General features: G+C 38.9%; 18 protein-coding genes. 15 read left to right on the top strand and 3 right to left on the bottom strand.

Annotation, left to right across the window (positions count from 1 at the left end; translation table 11 throughout):
- Positions 1–70 precede the first annotated feature (70 nt).
- Positions 71–2536 carry a T9SS type A sorting domain-containing protein gene (locus V6R96_RS16675; RefSeq protein WP_336379632.1) on the bottom strand — a complete coding sequence of 822 codons (2466 nt, stop codon included), beginning with the start codon at positions 2534–2536 and terminating at the stop codon, positions 71–73.
- 452 nt (positions 2537–2988) lie between these two features.
- Complete coding sequence (ligA, locus tag V6R96_RS16670; RefSeq protein ID WP_336379631.1) at positions 2989–4995, bottom strand: NAD-dependent DNA ligase LigA; 2007 nt, start codon at positions 4993–4995, stop codon at positions 2989–2991.
- 238 nt (positions 4996–5233) lie between these two features.
- Between ligA and V6R96_RS16665 the strand changes: the two genes are divergently transcribed.
- The 9 genes from V6R96_RS16665 (at position 5234) to V6R96_RS16625 (ending at position 20012) form a co-directional block, all read left to right on the top strand.
- Positions 5234–8320, top strand: coding sequence for a carboxypeptidase regulatory-like domain-containing protein (locus tag V6R96_RS16665; protein ID WP_336379630.1), 3087 nt, complete (start codon positions 5234–5236; stop codon positions 8318–8320).
- A 60-nt stretch (positions 8321–8380) separates the two neighbouring features.
- On the top strand, positions 8381–9127 hold the full coding sequence (locus V6R96_RS16660) for a glycerophosphodiester phosphodiesterase family protein (RefSeq protein WP_223558535.1): 747 nt from the start codon (positions 8381–8383) through the stop codon (positions 9125–9127).
- A gap of 330 nt (positions 9128–9457) precedes the next feature.
- Positions 9458–12430, top strand: a complete 2973-nt coding sequence (locus V6R96_RS16655; protein WP_111955869.1) for a SusC/RagA family TonB-linked outer membrane protein — start codon at positions 9458–9460, stop codon at positions 12428–12430.
- Between the two features lie 11 nt (positions 12431–12441).
- The gene (locus tag V6R96_RS16650; protein ID WP_336379629.1) at positions 12442–13887 is read left to right on the top strand and encodes a SusD/RagB family nutrient-binding outer membrane lipoprotein; all 1446 of its coding nucleotides are present in this window, start codon (positions 12442–12444) and stop codon (positions 13885–13887) included.
- A 63-nt stretch (positions 13888–13950) separates the two neighbouring features.
- On the top strand, positions 13951–15516 hold the full coding sequence (locus V6R96_RS16645) for a calcineurin-like phosphoesterase C-terminal domain-containing protein (RefSeq protein WP_336379847.1): 1566 nt from the start codon (positions 13951–13953) through the stop codon (positions 15514–15516).
- A 369-nt stretch (positions 15517–15885) separates the two neighbouring features.
- Positions 15886–16599, top strand: coding sequence for a 3-ketoacyl-ACP reductase (locus V6R96_RS16640; protein ID WP_111955875.1), 714 nt, complete (start codon positions 15886–15888; stop codon positions 16597–16599).
- Between the two features lie 256 nt (positions 16600–16855).
- A complete protein-coding gene (prmA, locus tag V6R96_RS16635) occupies positions 16856–17683 on the top strand; it encodes a 50S ribosomal protein L11 methyltransferase (RefSeq protein WP_223558538.1) in 828 nt (275 codons plus the stop codon).
- Complete coding sequence (locus V6R96_RS16630) at positions 17683–18543, top strand: SH3 domain-containing protein (protein ID WP_336379628.1); 861 nt, start codon at positions 17683–17685, stop codon at positions 18541–18543. Before prmA ends, V6R96_RS16630 begins: the two co-directional genes overlap by 1 nt.
- A gap of 380 nt (positions 18544–18923) precedes the next feature.
- Positions 18924–20012, top strand: a complete 1089-nt coding sequence (locus tag V6R96_RS16625; protein ID WP_116012115.1) for an acyl-CoA desaturase — start codon at positions 18924–18926, stop codon at positions 20010–20012.
- A gap of 175 nt (positions 20013–20187) precedes the next feature.
- Here V6R96_RS16625 and V6R96_RS16620 read toward each other — a convergent pair whose 3' ends face one another.
- The gene (locus V6R96_RS16620) at positions 20188–21138 is read right to left on the bottom strand and encodes a Dyp-type peroxidase (protein WP_336379627.1); all 951 of its coding nucleotides are present in this window, start codon (positions 21136–21138) and stop codon (positions 20188–20190) included.
- A 185-nt stretch (positions 21139–21323) separates the two neighbouring features.
- On the opposite strand from V6R96_RS16620, the gene V6R96_RS16615 reads away from it, so the two are divergent.
- From V6R96_RS16615 to V6R96_RS16590, 6 genes are all read left to right on the top strand, one after another.
- The gene (locus tag V6R96_RS16615) at positions 21324–22073 is read left to right on the top strand and encodes a sulfite exporter TauE/SafE family protein (RefSeq protein WP_336379626.1); all 750 of its coding nucleotides are present in this window, start codon (positions 21324–21326) and stop codon (positions 22071–22073) included.
- Between the two features lie 16 nt (positions 22074–22089).
- The gene (locus tag V6R96_RS16610; RefSeq protein ID WP_336379625.1) at positions 22090–22332 is read left to right on the top strand and encodes a MoaD/ThiS family protein; all 243 of its coding nucleotides are present in this window, start codon (positions 22090–22092) and stop codon (positions 22330–22332) included.
- Positions 22333–22337: 5 nt separating this feature from the next.
- Positions 22338–22754, top strand: a complete 417-nt coding sequence (locus V6R96_RS16605; RefSeq protein WP_336379624.1) for a molybdenum cofactor biosynthesis protein MoaE — start codon at positions 22338–22340, stop codon at positions 22752–22754.
- Positions 22755–22830: 76 nt separating this feature from the next.
- Positions 22831–23676, top strand: coding sequence for a formate dehydrogenase accessory sulfurtransferase FdhD (gene fdhD, locus V6R96_RS16600; protein WP_336379623.1), 846 nt, complete (start codon positions 22831–22833; stop codon positions 23674–23676).
- Positions 23673–24023 (top strand): DUF7009 family protein, encoded by a 351-nt coding sequence (locus V6R96_RS16595; RefSeq protein WP_111955893.1) that lies wholly within the window; start codon positions 23673–23675, stop codon positions 24021–24023. Before fdhD ends, V6R96_RS16595 begins: the two co-directional genes overlap by 4 nt.
- 28 nt (positions 24024–24051) lie before the next feature.
- Positions 24052–26454, top strand: a complete 2403-nt coding sequence (locus V6R96_RS16590) for an FdhF/YdeP family oxidoreductase (protein WP_336379622.1) — start codon at positions 24052–24054, stop codon at positions 26452–26454.
- The last annotated feature ends 18 nt before the right edge of the window (positions 26455–26472 follow it).

Here is a 26472-nt window from a genome sequence, read left to right as displayed (position 1 = left end):
TTTTGTACGATAAAAAATAAGGGCTGTAAATTTTTTTTACAGCCCTTCAAATATAGATAAGGTTATTAGTTTATTTTTTAATGAACTTCAGGATCATCGTTTTGTCTTTTGTAAACAACTTGATGATGTAGTTTCCTTTAGCCAGTTCGGCTACATTTACAGAATTGGTTTTTACACCTGTAGTATTCAGGATTCTTCCGGAAGCATCATAAATTTCAGCTTTGATGATCTCCTCACTGGATTTGATGTAAAGAATATCCTGTACCGGCTTCGGATAAATGCTTATATTTTCCTTGCCTGTTTTAGTTTCAGAAACTGCCAGCACATTTCTTACCGTAGTCGTGTAAGTGTTGGTAATGATCGGGGCATTATAATCAAAATAAATATTTGCCGTATTGCTGAATGCATCTCCCATGGTCAAAGTAGATTTTGTTTTGATCTTGAAAGAAATGTATCCATCATTATTGGCATCGTCAAACGGAAGCTGTATATTTTCAAAAATAAATTCGGCCGTATTTCCGGTCATTCTCGTTACAAAACTATGGCTTGCATGTAAAGGGGTGAGAGTAGAGATATCAAATTTTGAAGCATCAATTACATCTTTCACCACAATATTCCTTGCGTTGGCAGTTCCTTGATTTTCAAACCGGATCAGGTAATGAACGTAATCGCCTACCTGGGTCTGTGCAATCATCGTTCCTTCAAGACAGGTTTTGTCATTCGGATCCAGAGAATTCACAACCGTTTGGTTCAGGGTAAATGTATTGTCTGTTGGCGTATCGTCAGGGGCTCCGTTGATCTGTGCTGTATAATGCAGGATATCACCATCGTTTACCGGTGGAGTATCGGTTGGTGTATTCAGTTCGAATTTAACTTTAACTTCTCTTGTTTCAAAAGGAAAAAGACCTGTGAAATTCCAGGTAAGGTTTCCGGTAGATTGAGCATCAGGAGTTACAGTAGAGCTTACGAAATCCATAATACTGTCGTTATAGCTGAATCCAACAGTTCCGGACTGCATGGTCGTTCCCTTGTTTTTGAAAACAATTTTATAATCCGAATTGAATCCCGGTACTGCAGAATCCAATGGAATAATCACAATTTCAAGGTCCGGATGGGATCCGTTGGCTGTGATACAGAAATTCTGCATCAGCGGGCTTGTCATCATCGGGAAATTAGCCGTGAAAGTGGAAGGTGAAATACTGAAATAGGCTGGGTTTTCAAGAACCGGAGTTATTGTGTGTGAGCCTGCCGGCACCGGAAAGGAATAGTCGCCAGAATTATTACTGATAACGCTTCCTGTAGTACCGCTACCTGCGATATTGAATTTCTGGAATGCCTTATTCTGATCCGCCGGATCGCAGCCGTTTCCGTTAAGATCATATTTTGTATTTCCTTTGATGGTATAGAAAGTTCCGCCGGGAGTGAATGAACAGTAAGAATTTACCGTTACATTATTATAGCCGAACGAAGTATTGTAGGCAATTGTCTGATTAATTTCAGATTCGTCACAGCAGATATAGCTTAAATTAGGATTGTTTTGATAGAGTCCAGAGTTAAGCCTGCCGTTTTTCATGAATATACTCTGCAAATTGTTATTGGGAGCATTAAATGAGTTCAAAATGGTGTTATGGGTAATGTTAAGAGAAGTAAGCTGGTTGTTATTGAGGAAAAGCGTCTGCAACAAAGGAACTCCGGAAAGATCGATGCTGGTGAACTGGTTGTTGATGATCCTCAGATAATTTAAGATCGGACTCTGACTTAAATTAAGGGTTGACAGATTATTATAACTGGCCTCAAGTGATTTTAATTTGGGTGTATTCTGAAGAATGAGAGAGGTAAGCTGGTTAGCGGAGCATACTACGTCTTCAAGTTTTGTTAAGTTACTCAGATCAAGACTTGTCAGCAAATTTCCGGAAATATGAAATCTGTATAGATCAGTCAGTGAGCTTACATCAATGCTGGAGATTTCATTGTCACTGCACAGAAGATATTTCATAGTCGTACTTCCGGTATAGTTGATCGTTTGCAGTTTTCCTCCGTTACACGTAAGGATATTCATTTTTGGAAGATTGGAAATATCCAGGTTGACAATTGCGGAATTGGATACATTAATATTTTCCAGTAAAGGACATCCTGTAAAATTGGCAGAAGTCATATTCACGTTATTCGTAAAACTTACCAGTTTCAACGTTTGCATACCGCTGACATCTACGGAAAGAACGGTTGGACAGTCGGATACATCCAGATATTCCAGGTTGGTGAAAGACTTTATCCCTTCTATTGAGGAAATCTGGAATGAATTGCCATTGGAGCTGTAGATGTTTATATTTCTGATATTAGCGGCTTCGGAAACCTGTATTTCACCATCATTATTGAGATCCATAGGTATCCAGTTGCCTGCAAGATTTTGAGTAATGTGGTTGGTGGCAGTTCCGGAAAGGAGTTTGGCTTTAAATTGCAGATCCGGAATGTTGACAATCTGTGCGATGACAGATAAGTGTGCCAGAAAAAGCACAAAAAAATAGAGTTTTTTCATGGTCGAGTGATTATTTGTTTTGATAAATATATGAAAAATTGTATTACGAAAAATAATTACTTTTTAATTTTTATTATTTCATATAATGTTTGTTTTGTTTGTTTTTGTTTAAATAATTTATTTAAATATTGTTTTTGTGTTAATTTTTTATTCTGTATAAATATTATGGAATTGTAGAAATATGAGGAAAAATATGGTTATTTAATAAACAGTTATGGCTTTCCGAATAATTTAAATTTTAGCTAAAGCCCGTTCCCATTGAATATATTTGCTACCACTATAAAAATCTGCGTTATCCGAGCCATCTGCGAGAAATATTTTCCATGTTTTATGAATCTGTGTCATCTGTTTAGTCTATAATCACAATTCAATGCTATTAGGCTTGGACTTTACAAAAAAAATAAGCCATTGAAATACAATCTCAATGGCTTATTTATTATTTATTAAAGGTATTACTGTTTCTCTACCAGATCCAGAAATTCCTGTTCATCCAGAATGGTGATGGTACCAATGTCCTGCGCTTTTTTCAGCTTGCTTCCGGCCTTTTCGCCTACCACAAGGAAATTGAGGTTTTTAGAAACTGCAGAAATATTCTTTCCGCCGTGTTTTTCCACCATTTCTTCAGCCTGTTCTCTAGTGAACAAAGATAATTTTCCGGTAAAAAGGAAAGTTTTCCCTTCCAGAACATTAGACAGAACCTCATTCGTACTTTCTCCCTTTTCAAGCTGTACTCCATAAGATTTCAGACGTTCGATCATCAGGATGTTTTCCGGGTTGCTGAAGAATTCAACGATGCTTACTGCAATCTTGGCACCAATGTCTTCCACCTGGCAAAGTTCTTCTATGGTAGCGGCTTTCAGCTCATCAATAGTAGCGAAATTTTTCACCAGTTTTTTGGCAACCGTTTCACCCACATGCTTGATCCCGATTCCGTACAAAACCTTTTCAAATGCAATTTCTTTCGACTTTTCAATCCCTGAAATAATATTCTGTGCAGATTTTTCTGCCATTCTTTCCAGCGGAAGGATTTGTTCTTTCGTTAAAGCATAAAAGTCAGCCGGATTTTCGATTAAGAGTTCTCTGTAAAGCTGTTCGATAGTTTCGCTTCCCAGGTTTTCGATATTCAAAGCCTTTCTGGAAACGTAATGGATCATTCTTCCCACTACCTGAGGCGGACAGTGAAGATCATTCGGGCAGAAATGGATGGCCTGGTCTTCTATTTTTACAAGCTCGGTACCACATTCAGGGCAGTGCTTGATGTATTCTATTTCTTTGCTTTCTTCAGTCCTTTTTTCAGTATTGACGCCTACAATCTTGGGGATAATTTCGCCGCCTTTTTCCACATAAACAAAATCATGTTCGTGCAGGTCAAGTTTTTTAATAATATCCTCATTGTGGAGAGAAGCTCTTTTTACGATCGTTCCAGCCAGTAAAACAGGTTTCAGATTAGCCACAGGCGTAATCGCACCGGTTCTTCCCACTTGATAAGATACGCTCTGAAGTTGGGTTTCTACCTTTTCGGCTTTAAACTTATAAGCCATAGCCCATCTTGGTGATTTTGCCGTGTAACCAAGCTGTCTCTGCTGCTGCAAAGAATTGACTTTTAAAACAATTCCGTCAATCTCAAAAGGAAGATTATGCCTTTCCGTATCCCAGAAACTGATAAACTCCTTCACCTCATCCATTGTTTTACAGAGCTTTGCCTGCTGTGAAGTCTTAAAACCCCAGCTTTGAGCCTTCTGAAGCAGTTCCCAGTGACTCTGTGCAGGGACATCCTCAGAAATAAACTGGTAAAGTACCGATGACAGACCGCGTTTTCTTACCTCGCCGCTGTCCTGCATTTTTAAACTTCCGCTGGCAGTATTCCTCGGATTCATGAAAGGATCCAGTCCTTCTTCTTCACGCAGTTTATTGATCTTGTCAAAATTTTTACGGGTCAGATAAATTTCACCTCTCATAAAAAAATGGGCAGGAAAATCACCCTTTAAAGTAAGAGGAATATCTGAAATAGTTCGGACGTTTGCCGTAATTTCGTCTCCCTGGAAGCCATCACCGCGCGTTACAGCCTGAGCCAGTTTTCCGTTTTCATACAGGATAGAAATAGAAGCGCCGTCATACTTCAGTTCCGCAACGAATTCCACCGGATCATTGATCGTTTTGATAATTCTTTTCTCCCAGTCTTCAAGATCATCAAAATCATAAGAATTATCCAGGGAATACATTCTGAATTTATGCTGAATCGTTGGAAAAACTTTAGTAATACCGCCTCCTACACGAACGGTAGGCGAATTTTCATCATAAAATTCCGGATGCTTTGCCTCCAGGTCCCGAAGCTCTTCCAGAAGCATATCAAACTCAAAATCAGAGATGGTAGCGGCATCCAGGAGGTAGTAATTTTCATTATGTTGGTGAAGTTCCTTGCGGAGCTGTTCTATTTTTTGCTCTATGTTTTCAGGCATTGCATTCTATCTTTTGAGCAAAAATAGCTAAACTAATTTCATTAAAAAATACCATAATTAAATATTATAGAAATATTAAAAAGCTGTAATATCATTTAAAGTGTTAATAATCATTATTTTAAAACGTTTGTTTAAATTAATTTAACATAATGTTATGATTTAGTTGAAAATTTGTTAAAGCTCCCTTAAACAGATGGTCCGGAATGTCAAAATACCTTTGCACATCTAATTTGAAGAGATGAGAAAAGTAAAGATTGTACTAGGATTATTGTTTTTGGGATTTGGAACACTGGCTTATGCGCAGACTACGCAGGCTTCTATTGTGGGAAAAGTAACCGGGCTGGGCAGTACTGCTCAGGAAAAAGTGAAAGTAACGATCGTGAACGAGTCTACAGGGTTCAGGACGGAAACGGAGACCAATTCAAAAGGGGAATATATTTTCAAAGAAATTCCTTTGGGCGGGCCTTATACGGTTATTGTGAACGAGGAGAAAAAAGAAGGATATAACGTCAACTTTGGAGATCAGGTGACCGTCAATATGAGCCTGGGCGGCAGCGAAAAGCAGATAGAAGAGGTGGTTGTTACCGGAAACCTGAAAAATAAGATCGGAAACCTTGGAGCAGCTACAGCTATTTCAGCAAAGAATATCAGCATGCTGCCGGTAAACGGAAGGAATTTCACTAATCTTACCGAACTGTCCCCGTTAAGCGGAAAAGGAGGGAATCTTTCCGGCCAGCTGGGATCTTCAACCAACTTTACGATTGATGGAATGACGGCTAAAAACCCAACCTCAGCAGGATCCACAACCAGCAGAAGTGGTGCCCCGTTTTCTATTTCTATTGAGGCTGTCCGTGAGTTTAAAATTACCACCAACCAGTACGATGTAACACTGGGAAGAAGTGGTGGTGGAACTGTAAGCGCCGTTACCAAATCCGGAACGAATAAATTTTCTGGAAGTGCCTGGGAATATTTAAGGACAAACTGGTTATCCAGTCCGTATGACATCAGGGGAAACAAAAGAGAAAATGATTTCTCTACTTCCCAGTTCGGATTTTCATTGGGCGGACCGATTATTAAAAATAAACTACACTTCTTCGTGGCATGGGATCATCAGCTGGATTCAAGACCGTTAATCATTGCGGATATCAAATCTAAAGACGACGAGAAGAGATTTAATACAACAACTGAGACGCTGAACCAGTTCCTTGATATTGCAAGGAAAAAATATGGAGTTGGAAATACTCCGCAGTTCGGAAGCTTTGATAAAGTAAGAAATTCTGACGCAGGATTCCTTCGTTTGGATTGGCAGATCAATGAAAAAAACCTATTGACGTTAAGAAATAATTTCACCTACGATCTTAATAAAAACGGATTGGGGGATAATACCGCAATCAACTTCTTTGAATCTTACGGGAATGATAAAAACCTGGATAACAGCTTACTTTTGACTTTAAGAACTAACGTTAAACCGAATATCACGAATGAACTAAAAGCACAGTATTTATATACCTTTCAGGACAGCTACCAGAACAATGAGTTGGGACATCCGGTTCCAAGAGCCGTTGTAGAAGGAGTTGCCTCCAGTGTTGGATCTACCAATATCCAGATTGGAGGACATCGTTTTGCCCAGGAAGGTTTCCGGAATAATGTATTCCAGATTGTGGATAACTTATACTACAACACGGATAAGATTAAATATACTTTTGGAGCAGATCTGATGTTTACCAGATCAAAATCGATCTACGGAAGTGAAGTGAACGGAAGATTCCAGTTCCAGGGAATGACAAATTTTGCCAATCTTACTCCTTACAGGTTCTACAGAGAAGTACCGTTGATGGACGATCCTTCTGTAAAATCCAGTATCTGGAATGCAGGAATATACGGACAGATCCAGACCAAAATAGCAACAGGTCTTGATTTTATGGCCGGATTAAGATTCGATTACGGAGGATACCCGAAAGCTGAATTCAATCAAAAGCTTTTTGACGAAATGGGAATCAGAACGGATAACCAGATCAAGTCTTTTGTTATTCAGCCAAGATTTCAGTTTGACTGGAATATCAACGAAGAGAATAAGGATTTCTTAAAATTTGGTGCGGGAATCTTCTCTTCCGATATCAACAACTATATGGTGATCAATAACCTTGTTTTTGACGGAAAACATTTGGCAACAGTAGATGTGAATCCAGGAACTGTTGGCCTGACTCCTGATTTTCCAGGATATAGAAATGACTACGGAACGGTTCCTTCACTTTCACAGTATCAGATCCCAACAATCAATTATACAGGAGAAGACGCAAAAATTCCAATCGTTTATAAAGCGAATATTTCCTATACACACTTCTTTAATGAAAGATTCAGAGCAGGAATTGCCGGATATATGGCGCTGGGAAGAAACAATTACTTCTATTATGACAGAAACATGATGGGCAATCCATTCTTCACTTTAGCCAATGAAGGGGGAAGAGGAGTATATGTGCCTGCATCTACTATCATCAATAATGATAATAAAAGTGTGAGTATCGACTGGAAAGAAGGAAGAATCAATAAAAAATTCGGAAGAGTGCTTGAGCTTGTAAGCGATGGAAAAGTAAACCAGTTCTCGTTCGTGGTAGATACCAGCTACCGTTACTGGAAAGATGGGGAGATCACTGCAAGTTATACATGGTCCGACATCAAAGATAATACCTCATATAACGGAAATGTGGCGAATTCTGCAACATTATCTACTCCGGTTCAGGGTGATCCGAGAGATTTAAGAATGGGCTATTCTGACAACCAGTTCAGAAACAAGATCGTGGTTTACGGTAACTCACCTACCATTGCAGGCTTTACTTTGGGAGTAAGGTATTCAGGAATCGGAGGAACGCGTTTCTCGGTGACTGCAGGAGGAAACATTAATGGAGATTTCGTGGATTCCAATGATCTTGCCTATATTTTCCCGGAAATTATTACCCAGCCGCTTCTTAATGATCCGGAAGTAGGACAGGCATTGAAAGATTATGTTGAAAAATACAACAATGCCATTGCAGAACGTAACGGAGGTAAAAACGGTTTCTACGGGGTATGGGATGTTCGTGTTGCGAAGAAATTTAAATTTGAAAAGATCGGTGCATTTGAGCTTTCTGTAGATATCTTCAACCTGGCGAACCTTCTTAATAAAGAATGGGGTGTGAATAAATCTTATGGTAATATGTCGTTGTACAGGGTAACCAAATTCAACCAGACTACAAGGCAGTTTGAATACGTTAAAAATACCAGCGGTTTGGCGCCTCTTTCCGGGAATCCTTACCAGATCCAGATCGGAGCCAAATACAGCTTTTAACATTTAAATAGTACCTTTATCAAACATTTTAAGTTTTTTATTTAATTATCCAATTGTATTATGAAAAAATTTATCTTAGGGTTAGCAGTTTTAAGCACAGTCGTAATGAAGGCACAAACCCAGATTATTGCACACAGAGGCTATTTCCAGGCTCAGCCGCCTACAACGGAAAATTCTATTAAATCTTTAGAAAATGCCCAGAAATTAAAGATATACGGATCGGAATTCGATGTAAGAATGACCAAAGATGGAGTTCTTGTGATCAATCATGACGAACATCATGGTGAAATGGAGATTTCTGAAACCAATTTCAAAGAGCTGGAAGCATTGAAGCTGTCGAATGGCGAAAAGTTTCCAACACTAAAAGATTATCTGAAGCAGGGCAAAAAAGATCCCTCTTTAAAGCTGATCGTTGAGATCAAGCCTGCAAAAACTCCGGAAATAGAAAATGAGATCACTCAGAAAACCCTTAAAATGATCAGGGATATGAAACTGGAAGGGCAGAGTGAATATATTTCTTTCAGCCTGAACATCTGCAAACAGATCAAAAAGCTGGAACCAAAATTCAAGGTTCAGTATCTGAACGGAGAGCTTTCTCCGGAGCAGATCAAAAAAGAAGGTCTTGACGGAATGGATTACCATTACAGCGTTTTCCAGAAAAATCCAACATGGATTTCTGAGGCGAAAGCATTGGGATTGATCACAAACTCCTGGACAGTAAATGATCCGGCAATTTATCAGGATCTAAAAAATCAGGGAATAGGTTTTGTAACCACTAATATTCCCGATCAGTTAAAGAATAAATAACAGATTTTGGCTTAAAGAATAAAGCCGATAGTAAATTTTACAGCCTGTTTCATTTTAGAAACAGGCTGTTTTATGTCTGTGTTTGAATGATTTATTGATTGAAAGCAGTATGGTATGTTTATTTTTTTAGAGAAAGACAATAAAGGTATACTAATGAAGATATAAAACAGTATTAAAAATTATTAATTATTTAAACAATTGAATATCAAATATATAAATGATGTGTTAAACTTAAGTTCATGATTTGTTTAATAATATTTTAATAAATGTTAAAGTGACGTTAAAAGCATAGCCATAATGTCGTTTTAATTTTGCGCAAACAAAAAGGATATGCGTAAAGAGACACAAAAACTGCTGGTTTTGTCGCTGTTAGGATTAGTCAGCGTCAATCTGGCGGCTCAGCAGAAAGCGAAAAAAGATACTGTTAAAGGCATTGATGAGGTGGTGGTAACTGCTTTGGGGATCAAAAGGCAGGATAAGTCTTTAGGATACTCTACCCAAACTATTAAATCAGAAGAAATCCTCAAAACCCAGAATAACAACTGGGCCCAGTCACTGGAAGGTAAAGTAGCCGGACTGAAAGTTCAGACTGCAGGGGCAGGGCCATTGGGAACCAGCCGTATCACACTCCGTGGAGACGTTTCTATGAACATGGGAAATAACGGGGCACTAATCGTTGTAGATGGTGTTCCTTTAAGTGACAGGAAAACAGGAACCGGAACTTCGGCATACGGCGCCGGTTCGGGAGGTGACTTACCTATTGATTACGGGGACAGTTTCAACAGCATCAACCCGGAAGATATCGAATCTGTTACCGTTCTAAAAGGACCAAGTGCATCTGCATTGTACGGTTCCAGAGGTTCCAGGGGAGCTATTATGATCACCACCAAATCCGGTAAAACGAAAAAAGGAAAAATTCAGATCACACTGAACTCCTATACCAGTTTTGACAGCGTCCTTAAATGGCCGGATTATCAGTATGAATATGGACAGGGAACCATGCAGAAAGACAAAGGCGGAAATTATTACTACTCTTACGGAGCTTCCGCAGACGGAGTGAATACCGGATCTACCAGCAGTGCTTTCGGACCGAAATTTGACGGGCAGTATTATTTCCAGTATGATCCTTCAGTAGAGGGACAGAGTAAGGAAAGACAGCTCTGGAGACCCTATAAAAATAACATCAAAGATTTCTGGCAGACAGGAACCACCTATTCAAACAGTTTATCATTAGAACATTCCAACGAAACGACTGCCTTCAGATCATCTCTTTCTTACCTTAAAAATGAATGGATGATGCCGAATACAGGCTTTAACAGACTGAACGCAGCAGTATCTGTTGACCATAAAATGAGCAGTAAACTAAGGGTAGGAACCAAGTTGAATTTCAGCCAGACCAAAAGTGATAATCTTCCGGCTACAGGATATAACAACCAGTCGATTTCATACTTTATGATCTTTCAGAATCCAAACGTAGATCTGGCGTGGTACAGACCTATCTGGAAGAGCGGTCAGGAGCAGGTAGATCAGATTCATCCTTTCAGCTCATATATTGATAACCCATATGTTATTGCTTATGAAAACCTGAATTCTACAGATAAAAAGATCATTACCGGAAATATTAACGTAAACTATCAGTTTGCGAAAAATTTTGATGTGGCCTTCAAATCCGGACTGGAATGGAGCAATGAGTTCCGGACACAGAGAAGACCGTGGAGCTCTGCCAATTACCTGAAAGGCTATTACAGGGAGCAGTACATCAGATATTTAGATCTGAATAACGACATTCTATTTACCTATAAAAATAAATTCGGAGACTTTGGTGTAACTGCTTCTGCCGGAGGAAACATAAGGTATTATGAGCAGAGCATGAGTGATTACAGGGCGATAGGGCTTAATAAAGCAGGGGTATACCAGCTGACCAACGCCATCGCACTGGATAATAAGCTTCCGAAGCCTAATGACAACCAGGTGAACAGTATGTATGCACTGGCGAATTTCAGCTATAAAGATCTTGTTTTTGTGGATGTTACGGCCAGGAATGACTGGAGCAGTACGCTTCCTAAACACAACAGATCTTATTTCTACCCGTCGGTGTCATCATCCTTTATCCTGTCTGATATTTTTAAAATGAAATCAGACCAGTTTAATTTCTGGAAACTGAGACTTTCATGGTCAAAAGTAGGAAACGATACCTACAATTATATGCTTGATAAATACTATGAAAATAGTTCGTTTACTGGTTCCGTGGAATCTCCCTTGCTGTATCCCAATCCTGATCTGAAACCTGAAATGATCACCAATATTGAAGGCGGGATGGATTTTACAATCCTTAAAAACAGATTAAGCTATAATATCACAGCTTATCAGAACAATTCCAATAATCAGACTATTGTAATCCCGGTACTGTATGAGGTAGGCTATAACAAAAGGATTATTAATGCCGGTGAGATCAGAAACAGAGGAATTGAAATGACCTTAAATGCTTATCCGGTCAAGAATAAAAACTTCTCCTGGAATGTAAGCGCCAACTGGTCTATGAACAGAAATAAAATCCTTTCCCTTCCTGAAGAATTTCACGGCGAACCTTACACCATTGGAAGTGTAGGCGGCGTGGTGTATTACAATGCTGTAGTAGGCGGTTCGTTGGGAGATATGTACGGTTATGGCCTGATGTATTCTCCGGACGGGCAGGTAATTTACGGAAGCGACGGATTGACGGCAAAGCCAACGGAAATGAAAAAGATAGGAAATGCCTATCCAAAATGGAGAGCAGGTCTTCAAAATGAATTTAAATATAAAAATATTACATTAAGCTTCTCATTTGACGGTCAGTATAAAGGAATTGCCTATTCCCAGTCCCATCACAAAATGTCCGAGCAGGGAAAACTTGAGCATACGCTTTGGGGAAGAGATAATCCGAATGGCCTGATCGTAGGGCAGGGGGTAGTTCAGAACCCGGATGGCAGCTTCTCACCGAACACGAAAGGAGTTCCTGTTCCTACCTATTACGGTGATTATTACAGGAGAGCCAATGTGGAAACGAATTCATTCGATACCTCGTTCATCAAGCTTAGAGATGCCAGGATTTCTTATTCATTCCCTAAATCAATCGTTGATCCTTTGAAGGTTACGGATATTACCCTTGCCTTATTTGGAAGAAACCTGTGGATGTGGACAAAATTCCCATTGTTTGATCCCGAAGCTGCAACCCTTGATGATTCTACCATTACTCCGGGGATAGAAATGGGGCAGCTGCCTTCTTCAAGAACAGTCGGTATACAGTTAAACGTTAAATTTTAAAAATCAGAACAATGAAAAAACTTATCTATATATCTTCATTTATCATGCTTTTGGGAACTGCTGTGTCATGTGACAGAAGCCTTGATGAGATCAATAAAGACCAGAGCCGGATCAATAAACCAGTGGCCAGCTCACTGCTGGTTCCTATCCAGTATAATATGGCTGCAATAGGCTATAACAGGGCTAATGACTTTACTTTCGACCTTATGCAGGTATCTCTGGACTTCCCAAATGAAGGAAACTCGCTGAGCCGTTACTACATCACTGAAAATACCGGAGCCGGGTTCTGGAATAATTCCTACCGGTGGCTGAAGCAGGTAGATGACCTGAAAAGAGCTGCTGTTGAAGAAGGGGATAAAAACTATGAAGCCATTGCTTTGGTATTGAATGCATGGATCTATTCCAACCTTACCGATACGTATGGTGATATTCCTTTCTCTGAAGCTTCCAAGCTGGATGAAGGAATTTTACAGCCCAAATTCGACAGACAGAAAGATATTTATGTAAAACTGCTGGATGATCTGAAAACAGCCAATTCCCTTTTTATCACCAATAAAGTGCTTGCAGGAAATGACCTTTTTTACAAAGCTGAATCAGATGCAAACGGAATCACCAACTGGAAAAAGTTCTGTAATTCACTTTCTTTAAGATTGCTGACAAGAATTCTAAGCAAGAATGGTGAAGTGAATGTTCATGCAAGAATCCAGGAGATCATCGGTAATCCTTCTGTATACCCAATTTTTCAAAGCAATGCCGATGGAGCGAAACTTGATATCACGGGAGTTTCCCCTCTGATGCCGCCTATTGCCAGACCCCAGGATTTTACTACCGGAAGAGCTGCTTCCGAATTTTTTGTTACAACGTTGAAAACAAATAATGATCCGCGTTTGGCGATGTTCTTCTCCCAGGCCAAAGATCTGAACAATGTTAGTATAGGGTACAAAGGAGCACCTTCCGGGTATGCCTTTGGAACCACATTCGATTATCAGCCTTCAAATCTTAATCAGAACCTAGCCAAAGCCCCTCTGAAAATCCTTATGTATCCTTATGCTGAGCTGCAGTTCATATTGTCCGAGCTTGCCTTTAAAGGAATTGTTCAGGGGAGTGCTCAAACTTATTATGAGAATGGAGTAAAAGCAGCGATAGAACAGTGGGGAGCAGTAATGCCTGCCAACTACTTCAGCAATCCCAATGTGGCTTATAAGCCTGAAATGGAAAGAATCATGCTTCAGAAATATGTAGCGCTTTTCTTTGTAGACCAGCAGCAGTGGTTTGAAAAAAGAAGAACGGGCTTTCCTGTACTTCCCAATAATGGAGGTCTTCTGAACGGTGGTGCCATGCCTAGTAGGTTAATGTATCCGCCAAACCCTAAAGTTTTGAACACTGCCAATTACCAAGCTGCGATTCAGCAGATGGGTGGAGATGATATCAATGTAAAAATGTGGTGGAATAAATAAGTTAAAAAGAATAAAGAATAAAGAATAAAGAATAAAGAAATGAGTATTAATATAAAATTTTTAATGCCTTGCGTATTGGTTTCGGCAATGGCATTTTCACAGGATTCCGTTTCAGGATATGTGTTTGAAGATAGTAATAAGAACCAGAAGAAAGAAAACAGGGAAAAAGGAATTGAAGGCGTTTCGGTATCCAATGGAGTTCAGGTTGTGCTTACTGATAAAAACGGTAGGTACAGCTTACCTGTTCAGGAAAACCAAACCATCTTTGTGATCAAACCTTCAGGATATCAGACGGCTCTGAACAGCAATAATCTACCGCAGTTTTATTACCATCACAAGCCAAAAGGCTCACCGGCTGATTTTAAATATAAAGGAACAGCGCCAACAGGAGATCTTCCGAAAGAGCTGAACTTCCCGCTTTATAAAAAAGACGAAAGCAAAAATTTTGATATTCTTGTTTTCGGAGATCCTCAGCCTTACACAGAAAAAGAGCTTGATTATTTTAAAAGAGCTATCGTGAATGAAGTGAAAGGTACTAAGAAAAATGCAGTATTGGGAATCAGTTTAGGAGATTTGGTGGGTGATAATCTGAGCCTTCAGAAACCTTACGCGGATGTAATGAAAGAGATTGGCCTTCCATGGTACAATGTGATGGGAAATCATGATATGAACTACGACGCCAAAGAAGATCAATTTTCAGATGAAACCTTTGAAAATAACTTTGGTCCGGCTAATTATTCTTTCAATTACGGAAATGTACACTTTATTATTTTAGATGATATTCTATATCCCGATCCGAGGGACGGAAAAGGCTATTGGGGCGGATTCCGTGAGGACCAGCTGAAATTTATTGAAAACGATCTGAAACTGGTTGATAAAAACAAACTGATCGTTGTTTCTTTCCATATTCCCTTAGAGCATAAAAACGAAGATAATTTCAGAAACTCAGACCGCCAGAAATTATTTGATTACCTGACTCCTTTTCAAAATGCTTTGATTTTATCGGCTCACACACACATTCAGCAACAGATTTTCTATGGAAAACAAGCCGGCTGGAACGGTTCAAAAGACCTGCATGAATACAATGTGGGAACTACCTGTGGCGATTGGTGGTCAGGAACGTCTGATGAGATAGGATTGCCTACTTCAACCATGAGAGACGGAACTGCAAAAGGATATTCGTTCATCAGCTTTAATGATAATCAGTATAAAGTTAAATATAAAACAGCCGGAAAACCGGAGGACTATCAGATCAAATTGTATGTTCCGAAAGTGATTCCTTACCCGTCAAAAACCTCAGCAAAGATCCTTGCCAACTTTTTCATGGGAAGCAAAAAGGACAAAGTAGAATACAGGATAGACAATGGAGCCTGGGAAGAAATGGATTATGACGAAACAGTAGATCCGAATTTTGCCCTTTCCGTATTTAAATGGGATTCTACACAGAATTTATTCCCCGGAAGAAGACCATCCAACCCTGAAATGTCAAAACATATCTGGACTGCAGGTTTTCCTAAGAAGCTTGCATTAGGAAAACATAAACTTGAAGTGAAAGCTGCAGATATGTACGGAAATCAGTTTACCGCTTCCGAAGAATTCGAGGTACAGAACCCTGTTCTTATTCCATAGTTTTTCATTTTTTACTATACTTTCAACAGAAACCGGTTTATGATTAAGCCGGTTTTGTTTTTTTGGAGGTAATTTGTAATGATTATGGTGTGAACCACCCCCGTCAAAAATTCTTTGAATTTTCACCACCCCTCCATGAGAGGAAAATTTTGATCCGATGAATTTTTTGTTGGTAAAGACCTCCGGTTTCTTAGAACTTAAGTGAACTTTTATCTTTAAAGCATTAAACTTTAAAATAACTTAAGCATTCAAAATCTTTGTCCCTTTGTATAAAAATCAGAGGTTACTATTAAAATTCGGTTAAATCCGGATTCTATCGGTCCTTTAAAAATGTTCTTTCGTAAATTTGTCTGACGAAACAATAATATTATGAATATAAGCGGAAAAAATGCCATCGTAACTGGTGGTGGAAGAGGATTGGGAAAAGCGGTTGCTTTGGCTTTGGCTAAGGAAGGAGTGAATGTTGCTGTTACCGGTAGAAATGCAGAAAATCTTAAAAGTACGGCTGAAGAAATTAAAGCGCTTGGTGTAAACTCGGCCTATGCTGTTTTCAGTATTGATAACGAATCTGAAGTGAAAACCGGAATCGAATCCCTTGCAAAACAGCTGGGAAGCGTAGATATTCTGATTAATAATGCCGGAATCGGGGATTTTGGAAGCATTGAAGATATGCCTTCCGAAACATGGGAACAGGTCATTAAAACCAATCTGTTTGGAGTGTACTATGCTGCCAAGGCGGTGTATCCGTTCTTAAAAGCAAATGGTGAGGGAGATATTGTCAATGTGGCTTCTACAGCAGGTTTGAAAGGCGGTCCGAATATGTCAGCTTATGCAGCATCCAAAGCAGCGGTAGTTTCCTTGTCACAATCGATGATGGCAGAATGGAGAAAGCAGAACATTCGTGTGATCACTTTAACGCCGAGCACTATTGCTTCCGATATGAGTATTCAGGGGGGACTAACAGACGGAAATCCTGATAAAGTACTTCAGCCGGAAGACTTTGCAGAATGGGTAAGAGATATTTTGAAAATGAACAGAAGAGCATTGATTGCTAACGGTTCTATTTTTTCTACAAATCCATAGATTGATTATGAGTTATGGAATTTGGGTTTGTGTGATGTATCAGGAACTAACTCATGTATAAAATATTCAATAGGAGCGGGCTTTAGCCCGCTTTCTCTTTTTAATAATCTCATCCGGCTTTAGCCAAAATAAAAAAACTCTTACTAGCCTTTTCCATAAAACAAAGACATTATTCTCAAAATATACAAGACTCATGGCACTTCAATTTTTTTAACAATAATAACATCCTTATTTTTGCACTAAATTATTCACTCACATGCAAAATTATTTAGAATTCAATTTCAGGATTTCTCCATTGCAGCCATGGAACGAGATATTAATGGCGGAGCTTATCGAAATAGGTTTTGACAGCTTTACGGAAGAAATCGACGGAATTTTAGGATATATCCAGAAAGAACAGTTTAAAGAAGAAGATCTTAAAGCACTTCCGCTTTTTGAAAATGAAAATGTACAGATCACTTATTCTTTCGAAGAAATGCCCAATATCAACTGGAATGAAGAATGGGAAAAGAATTTTTCGCCGATCAATATTGATGATAAAGTGCTCATCAGAGCAGAATTCCATGAATCTGTCCCGGGAATGCATGAAATCATCATTCAGCCAAAAATGTCTTTCGGAACAGGGCATCATCCTACAACGCATCTGATGATTCAGCAGATGATGGATATTGATTTCAATGGTAAAAAAGTGCTTGATATGGGATGTGGAACCTCGGTTTTGGCAATTTATGCAAAGCAGATAGGTGCAGGGGATACAAAAGCGATTGATATAGACGAATGGTCTGTGGAAAACTCAAAAGAAAATGCTGCCAGAAACGGGGTTGAACTTGATATTGAACTGGGAACCGCAGAAAATTTAGGAAAAGAAAACTTTGATATCATTCTGGCTAATATCAATAGAAATATTCTGATCTCCGATATTCCTACCTATGTTTCTGTTATGAATGAAGGGGGAAAACTTCTGCTTTCCGGACTGTGCTTCTTTGATGTGGATGATATCCTGGAAGTATGCAAAGAAAGCGGACTGGAACTTAAAAAGAAACTTCAGCGTGAAGAATGGGTAAGCCTTTTGCTGGAAAAATAATGAAACACAATAGTCATATGAAATCTTTATTGACGGTTTTATGCCTGCTGTTCCTGCAGTTTTTTTCTGCACAGGAAGAAAATGGCGTTTATCCTGACGGAGTTTTCAGCTTTGAAGAAAACAAACCCCAGAAAATTTTTACAGACTGGACCAGAGTAAGAAAAGAACCGGATGTAAAAGCTGAAGTAACAGATTCTCTGCAAACCAATCAGCAGGTGCTGATCCTTAAAAAAGAAGAAGCAATACTTAAGTTAGGCGAAAGAGGGGCTAATTGGTACAAAGTTGCTTATCAGAAAGGAGATTTGATTTCGGAAGGGTATGTCTGGGGAGGTAATCTTTCCGTTGGTTACCGCAATAAGAACGGCTACGATTTCCTTTTTGGACTTTCAAAAACGGTAGACCGGAAAAATAAAGAATATAATGAAACTGTAAAGCAAAACATTGCCGGGATAAAAGTCATCGAAGGAACCAATTTAGTTGATGAGGTGTACTTCGACACCGGAAGAGGAGAGGAACTAAGCTATGCTACATTTACCATTGAAAGCGGACATAAGCTGCAGAATGTGGAACTCACCCTTAAAGCTATGGTTTCCGGTGAAGCCTGCGGAATTGCAAGCTATACTCAGTATGTTCTTTTTAAAGACAAAAAGCAGGTTCCACTGCCACAACTGATGAATGTAGGGGATGCCGATGTATACTACCATTCCGAAGAATTTGTATTTCCCAATGATAAAGGCGGAATTCCCAATGCATTTATCTTTAAAACAGAGGAAATGGAAAGAGATGACAAAGACAGAGAAAAGAAAAAACATTCTTCCAAAACGTATCTCTGGAACGGAAATTCTTATAAACTTAAATAAAATTCAAAACTAAAAATAAAGCAGCTGCCGTATAAATTACGGTGGCTTTTGTATATCCTTTAGCGAATAATAGAATCTGTTTTATTAAAATACAAAAGACTTAACATTTTTTGCAGGGTCTTTCTCAGTGAGCCTGAATCATTTTAAATTGCATTGTGTTGGCTTTAATGATTTAAGTTAGAAATCTTTCTAAATCATTCAGATGGATGAGGCATGGACAAATAAATGTACCTTTAATTAAAATATAATAAATTAACAATTAATACGTTATATATGTAAACAATCCGGTAACGTGCCGGAAAGCTTAATACGCTCCTCATTCCAACACCCGATTTAGCACATCTGTTTGTTCGCGTTAGGTAGATCAAACAAGATATCTTATGTCACAAAAAGTAAAATTCTCATCAGTTTCTGGTTCTCATTTTTATGCAACTCTTAGGAGCAGAGTAGATCAATTTTTCAGTCAGCATCAATTAAGTCAACATGCCAATGGCCATATGTGGGGCAAGACTGTATTTTTCCTTACAGGCTTTATTGGAATTTACCTTGTAATTATTTCAGGTCTGCTTCCGACCTGGATGCTCTTGCCACTTGCAGTGGTTCTGGGTATGTTTAGTGCCTTTGTAGGCTTCAATGTATGCCACGATGCTATACATGGTGCACTTTCCGGTAATAAAAAAGTGAATAAACTGTTCGGGTTTATTTTTAATCTGATCGGCGCTAATCCATACGTTTGGAGTATCACTCACAATGTGGTTCACCACACCTATACCAATATCCCCGGACATGATGAGGACATTGAAGTCGCGCCGGGATTGATCCGGATTGCTGAGGAAGACGAAGTGAATCGCATTCAACGGTACCAGCATTGGTATGCCTTTCCGCTTTACAGCTTAGCTTCCCTGTCATGGGTGTTCCGTAAGGATTTTGTAAAGTTTTTCCAGAAAAAAATTGGGGCACATCAGAATAAGCACCCTAAGCTGGAATATTTCAATTTGTTTTTCTATAAAGCGCTTTATTACTTCCTTTTTATCATATTGCCGCTATTGGTACTGGATGTGAGCTGGTGGCAGTTTCTGATCGGTTTTCTGTTCTTACATATTGCCGAAGGCTTGACGATGGGACTGGTATTTCAGCTGGCCCACGTTGTTGAGGGGACCAATTTCCCTGTGCCTAACGAAACCGGGCAGATAGAAGAAGCCTGGGCGGAGCACCAGATGCGTACAACAGCGAATTTTGCAACGCACAATAAGCTCGCGGCATTTTTCCTTGGCGGACTAAACAGGCAGATAGAGCACCATCTGTTTCCTAAAGTCTGCCACATACATTATGGGAAGATCTCTGTTATTGTGAAGAAGACAGCGATGGAGTTCAACTTGCCTTACATTGAAAATAAGAGCTTTTTATCGGCACTGTACTCGCATTTTCTAACACTGAAAAAATTTGGCAAAGAGGCGGCCGTTAATTAACCAAATAGGGTAGCTAGCCTTTGTGTCCCCGAACTCTTTGGCTACTGATCTTAATCGGATTTTACGGGTATTTTGTTGATTTATAATATTTTATAATTTATTAAATGTATTTTTGATTGTTAAACTTATATTTATACATACCTTCATTATATTCTAATATTATGGTTTTATAAATTTATCCTGAAAATTCATCAAGCATGTCTAAACTTGGAACAAAAAATAATGTCCCTGTTTGTGCAGTACTGAAATCAAGAATTCGGTCATAATTTCCCGGCGGGTTACCGATGAACATATTGGTCAACATTTTTTCAACCGTGCTGAATGTACTTGCATAGCAGATAAAATAAGTTCCCATTTCATTAGTTGCTACGTTTCCGAAAGGCATGTTATCACGCACAACTTTAAAGTCATCACCAATATTAGCCAATGCAATATGTGAATTTTTAGGTTTTACATCATCATCCATTTCAATATCAAGGTCTTTGGATCTGCCTATTACTTTTTCCTGTTCTTCCACAGAAAGCGATTTCCAGGCATTAAGATTGTGGATGTATTTCTGTACAAAAAGATAGCTTCCTCCTTCATATTGTAAATCAGAATCACCAATGATGGCAAAATGATCCCGGTCTTTGCCGTGTGGGTTTTCAGTACCGTCAACAAATCCTAAAATAGATCTGCTATCCCAATAACGGAATCCTTGTACCTCAACTACACAATCTGCTATTTCCTTCATATATCCGGAAATTATAGAGGCCATATCATAAGCAAAGCTTTTTTCATCGGCCCGGATGTGAAAATGCAAATCTCCTTTTGTACTTACTGCCGTATGTTTACTGCCTTTTATTTCCTGGAATTTCTTAAATTCTTTAGGCAGTGGTTGAGGCAATTCAAGTTGTTGCCATGCTTCATATCCAATCCCCATTACACAGCTGGCTTTGGAATCCGGAAAACGGTCAAGTGCCGAATTATTCAAATTAATTACCAAAGCACAAACTCTTTGGAAAACTGATTTGATCTTATCGGGATCAACGTTGTCCTTAAAATTCCATATTAAAAAATAGGTGTTATTATTCGGATAATCTGTAACATTCTGAGCATTATAATCAGTAGAAAAAGTATTATTCATTGAGATGGGTATATCGGTTTTTATTTATCAAATTTAATAAATGCTGTTGGGATAATAAGGTTGGTTTTATAAAATAAACAATTCAGAATATTCTTCTCACAAATTACGGTAGAAACTTTTTATTATACCTTCGTATGACGCCCTAAAAATGAGTATTATTGTAAGAAAATTAATTCTCAAAATATATGGGGCATTGGGAAATCTTTTTGTTTTTTTTAATCATCGCTTTCATTTATTCTTCCGTAGGATTTGGTGGAGGATCCAGTTACCTTGCTGTTCTGGCAATGTATAGTCTTCCTTATCAGGAAATACGGTTAACAGCGCTTATCTGTAATGTTATTGTGGTAATAGGAGGCGTATTTATTTATATCAAAAATAAGCAGACTGACTGGAAGAAAATACTTCCGCTTGCGATTATAAGTGTTCCTATGGCGTATCTGGGAGCTGTTTTAAAAATAAGCCAGGAAACTTTTTTCCTGATCTTAGGCATTACTTTAATCATTGCTGCATTGTTGCTTTGGATCAAGACAGAGACAAAAAATGGCGAAAACCCCTCAGAATATACAGAAGCCTCTCTGTTCAAAAACGGATTTTTAGGAGGGGGAATCGGATTTTTGTCAGGATTGGTGGGAATTGGCGGCGGAATTTTTCTTTCCCCTCTATTAAACCTCATGAAATGGGATACCCCACGAAAAGTTGCAGCAGCATCAAGTGTTTTCATATTGGTAAATTCAGTATCAGGGATTTTCGGACAGTTGTCCAAATTATCTGCAGGCATGGATTATTTCAGAATTCTGAGTTTGTGTTTTGCCGTATTCATTGGCGGACAGATAGGTTCCAGGATGTCCCTGAAATGGAATCCCTTGGTCATCAAAAGAATGACAGCTGTCCTGGTTTTGGTAGCCGGGATAAATGTTTTAATAAAATATTGGTAATAAGCTAAATTTAAAAATGATACTTAAAATATTAGCATTCGGAATAACGAAAGATATTTTCGGAGCATCAGAAAAAGAAATAGAAATAAATGAAGGTGCAAATGTTAATGCGCTAAAAGAGCTTCTGGAAAAAGATTTTCCGGAACTGAAGAGATTAAAATCCTATTTTATTGCCGTTGACGATGAATATGCGGAAGACGATCAGATCGTAACAGTCTCTAATGAAATAGCAATAATTCCTCCGGTAAGCGGCGGATAAAAGATATGGTTGATATAAAAATAACAGAAAATATACTGGATCTTACGGATTGCTTTAGCCTTGCATCCGATCCTGCATGCGGAGGAATGGCATCATTCGTAGGAACAGTACGAAATCAGACCAAAGGTAAATCTGTCACTCGTTTGGAATATGAGTGCTACGAATCTATGGCAGTTAAGGAAATACAAAAAATAGTGGGTAAAGCCATTTCTTTATTTTCGGTAAAAAATATTGTAGTTCATCACCGTACCGGAATTTTATTTCCAGGCGATGCTGCTGTGATCATCGTGGTGAGTGACGGGCATAGAAATGCTGTTTTTGATGCGTGCAGCTATATGATCGAGAATATTAAAAAAACCGTTCCCATCTGGAAAAAAGAAATTTTTGAAGATGGAGAAGAATGGGTTTCCGCACATCCGTAATTTGAGGAACAAAATTTTGTACCTTTATTAAACCAGTTATTAAATTATGAAAGCCCATCTGCTATCAAATAAGTCAGTGAAACAGATAGAAATCGTCAAAGTTAAGGACAACAGCAGTTTTCCTTATACGGATGATGTTTCTGTAGAAGAACCTTTGGAAATCAGGGTTGTTTATCATTTAGCAGATAAAAAAGAGTCCAGAAATATATCTGTAACGATGCGGACTCCCGGAAATGATGCAGAACTGGCAATCGGTTTTCTGTTTACGGAAGGAATTATTTCCAGCCGTCAACAGGTGAAAAGCACCTATTTTCCGGAAGCAGAATGTTCCAGAAATAGTGAAAATATTGTCATTGTTGAGCTTACAGAAGGTTGTATTCCTGAGCTTATGAAAGCCGACAGAAATTTTTATACAACTTCGAGCTGCGGTGTATGTGGAAAAGGTTCCATAGAATCCATAAGAACAGTAAGCACTTTCCATAATCATACAAAACAAAACACAGAAGTTTCTCTGGATACTCTGTATCAACTATCTGAAAAGCTGCAGTCGTTTCAGAATAATTTCAGTGCTACAGGCGGTATACACGCTTCCGGTATCTTTGACCTGGAAGGCAATCTTTTGGCACTGCGGGAAGATGTAGGAAGGCATAACGCACTGGACAAACTCATAGGATATGCATTATCAGCAGATTTACTTCCTCTCGACAATAAAATTTTGGTTCTAAGCGGAAGAGCCAGTTTCGAGCTCATCCAGAAAGCAGCAATGGCAGGAATTACAATTGTTGCAGCAATAGGAGCGCCATCCAGCCTTGCAGTAGATCTGGCAAAAGAATTTGATATCACTTTATTAGGCTTTCTCCGGGATAATAGGTTTAATATTTACCATTCAGGCAGCTATTTTAAAATTGAAAATTTGTTATGAAAATAAGAATTAAAGACAATTCAATACGATTCCGTTTGACCCAGTCTGAAGTTGCAGAATTAGGACAAAACGGAGTCATCTCAAGCTTTACGGAATTTGTAGACCGTCCGTTTATTTATGCTATTGAAAGAACGGAGGACGAAGAACTTTCAGCCGCTTTCATCGAAAACAGAATTGTACTGAAAATGCCGAAGGATATGATAAATGAGTGGATTTCCACAGACAGAGTGGGCTTTGACGGACAAGCCGGATTGGTGAAGATTTTAATAGAAAAGGATTTTGTATGCATTGATAATACGCTGGAAGACCAAAGCGACAATTATCCCAACCCGAATATAAAATGCTAATTTTTTCATTTTTTAAAATTTAGAAATCATGGAAAACAAAGATTCATTCGATAAAATAAAAAAGGGTAGTAGATTACCTTCTGCAGAACCTCCATATAAGTTGCTGGATTTGAAATTGAAACCTCCAAAAGCTTGGGCAGCTGGTGTTCCTGCTGTTATCCATTCATTGGACCAGTTGGTTCTCAATGCCTCGGTTCTTCGTGGAGGAAGGGCTCTTTTCAGTATGAATCAGTTTGATGGTTTCGATTGCCCAAGCTGTGCATGGCCCGACCCGGATGATGAACGTTCCAGATTGGGTGAATACTGTGAAAACGGAGCAAAAGCTCTGGCGGAAGAAGCTACCTCAAAAAAGATCGGTGCAGAGTTTTTCAGAGAAAATTCGGTTTATGATTTAGCAAAACTGACGGATTTTGAAATCAGCCAGTTAGGAAGAATCGTGGAGCCTATGTATTTACCGAAAGGAGGAACCCATTATCAGCCGATAAGTTGGGATAATGCCTTTACAAAAATTTCCGAAAAATTAAACGCTTTGAATTCGCCTAACGAAGCCATATTTTATACTTCAGGAAGAACCAGCAACGAAGCAACCTGGGTATATCAGTTGTTCGCCCGTGAATTCGGAACCAACAATTTCCCGGACTGCTCCAATATGTGCCACGAGACTTCCGGTTATGCGCTTTCAAGAAGCATAGGTATCGGAAAAGGAACCGTAAAGCTGGAAGACTTTTATGATACAGACCTCATCATTATCATTGGTCAGAATCCGGGAACCAATTCGCCGAGAATGCTTTCCGCATTAACTAAAGGAAAGAAAAACGGAGCAAAAATTATGGCAATCAATCCGCTTCCTGAAGCCGGATTAAAAGGTTTCAGAAATCCTCAGGAAGTCCGTGCTTTGCTCAATAAGCCTTATGAATTGTCGGATTTATATCTTCCTGTAAAAATTAACGGGGATATGGCACTTTTAAAGGCACTTCAAATTCTGGTATTGGAAGAAGAGGCTAAAAATCCGGGAAAAGTTCTTGACCACGATTTTATCATTAATAAAACTGCGGGCTTCAATGAATTGGTTGAAGAATTAAAATTGTATGACCTCAATTTTTTATCCGAGGAATGTGGAATTCCGATTGAAAATCTAAGGGAAGCCGCACAAATGATTGCCTCAAAAAAACGCATTATCATTTGTTGGGGAATGGGAATTACGCAGCAGCACAACGGAGTGGAAATGATTTATAATATCGTGAACCTCCTGCTGATGAAAGGAAGCATAGGAATTCAGGGAGGAGGAGTCTGCCCTGTTCGAGGTCACAGTAATGTACAGGGAAACAGAACGCTACTTATTAACCATCATCCTACGACCGAGCAATTGGACAGATTACAGGAATATTATGGCTTTAAAGTTCCGAGAGAAGGCGGCTATGATGTTGTGAATGCACTGAAAGCGATGCACGAAGAAAAGGTAAAATTTATGTTCTGCATGGGAGGTAATTTCCTTTCTGCAGCACCGGATACAACCTTTACGGCAGAAGCAATGCGGAAGCTGGAAATGTCTGTAATCGTTTCTATAAAATTAAACAGAAATCATCTTATCCATGGGAAAGAAGCTCTTATTTTGCCGGTAATTTCCAGGAGTGAGAAAGATATGGTCAATGGAGAACTTCAGCACGTAAGTACAGAAAACTCAATGGGTGTTGTGGAATGGTCAAGAGGTGTTCTGGAGCCGATTTCTGAAAATCTGATCAATGAAACACACGTCGCCTGCAGAATGGCAAAAGCAGTTTTAGGTGAACGTTCTGTTGTAGATTGGGACAAATTTATCAACAGCTATGATGCCGTTCGTAATGATATCGAACAATGTATTCCCGGATTTGAAAACTATAACGAAAGGGTTGTTCAGAAAGGCGGTTTTTATCTTCCGAACGGACCAAGGGATGGTATTTTCAACAGTGAATTTTCACCGGGAAAAGCTGCATTCAATATAACCGCCGTACCAGATAATTCGCTTGCAGATGACGAATACCTGATGGGAACCACCAGAACACATGATCAGTTTAATACAGTTGTGTATGGTCTGAATGACCGTTACCGTGGGATTTTCAATGAAAGAAGAGTTGTCATGATGAATGAAAAAGATATAGAGAAAGCCGGTCTCAAAGAAGGTGACCATGTAGACCTTTTCAATTATGATGACGGAATTGAAAGAATTGCTCCTCTTTTTATTGTTGTAAAATATCCCATCCCGCAGAAAAGTACAATGACCTATTTCCCGGAAACCAATGTATTGGTATCCATCAATAATGTAGTTAATGGAGCTAATATGCCTGCTTCCAAATATGTCCGTATCAAAATCCGAAAGCATAGTCCCGAAATTTTTAAAAGGATTGATGATCACGTCATTGCTGCAGCCGGAACAAGCCTCGAACAACCATAAAATATATTACTTAAGTAA

Origin of the sequence: Chryseobacterium sp. CCNWLW53, from assembly GCF_037083525.1 — a bacterium.
Lineage (GTDB): Bacteria > Bacteroidota > Bacteroidia > Flavobacteriales > Weeksellaceae > Chryseobacterium > Chryseobacterium lathyri.
This window is presented reverse-complemented; position numbering and strand designations above follow the sequence as displayed.

Coding starts and splice junctions, on each gene's coding strand:
- ligA (WP_336379631.1), bottom strand. CDS start 4,995: ATGCCTGAAAACATAGAGCAAAAAATAGAACAGCTCCGCAAGGAACTT.
- V6R96_RS16660 (WP_223558535.1), top strand. CDS start 8,381: ATGAAAAAATTTATCTTAGGGTTAGCAGTTTTAAGCACAGTCGTAATG.
- V6R96_RS16665 (WP_336379630.1), top strand. CDS start 5,234: ATGAGAAAAGTAAAGATTGTACTAGGATTATTGTTTTTGGGATTTGGA.
- V6R96_RS16645 (WP_336379847.1), top strand. CDS start 13,951: ATGCCTTGCGTATTGGTTTCGGCAATGGCATTTTCACAGGATTCCGTT.
- prmA (WP_223558538.1), top strand. CDS start 16,856: ATGCAAAATTATTTAGAATTCAATTTCAGGATTTCTCCATTGCAGCCA.
- V6R96_RS16590 (WP_336379622.1), top strand. CDS start 24,052: ATGGAAAACAAAGATTCATTCGATAAAATAAAAAAGGGTAGTAGATTA.
- V6R96_RS16630 (WP_336379628.1), top strand. CDS start 17,683: ATGAAACACAATAGTCATATGAAATCTTTATTGACGGTTTTATGCCTG.
- V6R96_RS16640 (WP_111955875.1), top strand. CDS start 15,886: ATGAATATAAGCGGAAAAAATGCCATCGTAACTGGTGGTGGAAGAGGA.
- V6R96_RS16650 (WP_336379629.1), top strand. CDS start 12,442: ATGAAAAAACTTATCTATATATCTTCATTTATCATGCTTTTGGGAACT.
- V6R96_RS16595 (WP_111955893.1), top strand. CDS start 23,673: ATGAAAATAAGAATTAAAGACAATTCAATACGATTCCGTTTGACCCAG.
- V6R96_RS16610 (WP_336379625.1), top strand. CDS start 22,090: ATGATACTTAAAATATTAGCATTCGGAATAACGAAAGATATTTTCGGA.
- V6R96_RS16655 (WP_111955869.1), top strand. CDS start 9,458: ATGCGTAAAGAGACACAAAAACTGCTGGTTTTGTCGCTGTTAGGATTA.
- V6R96_RS16605 (WP_336379624.1), top strand. CDS start 22,338: ATGGTTGATATAAAAATAACAGAAAATATACTGGATCTTACGGATTGC.
- V6R96_RS16675 (WP_336379632.1), bottom strand. CDS start 2,536: ATGAAAAAACTCTATTTTTTTGTGCTTTTTCTGGCACACTTATCTGTC.
- V6R96_RS16625 (WP_116012115.1), top strand. CDS start 18,924: ATGTCACAAAAAGTAAAATTCTCATCAGTTTCTGGTTCTCATTTTTAT.
- V6R96_RS16620 (WP_336379627.1), bottom strand. CDS start 21,138: ATGAATAATACTTTTTCTACTGATTATAATGCTCAGAATGTTACAGAT.
- V6R96_RS16615 (WP_336379626.1), top strand. CDS start 21,324: ATGGGGCATTGGGAAATCTTTTTGTTTTTTTTAATCATCGCTTTCATT.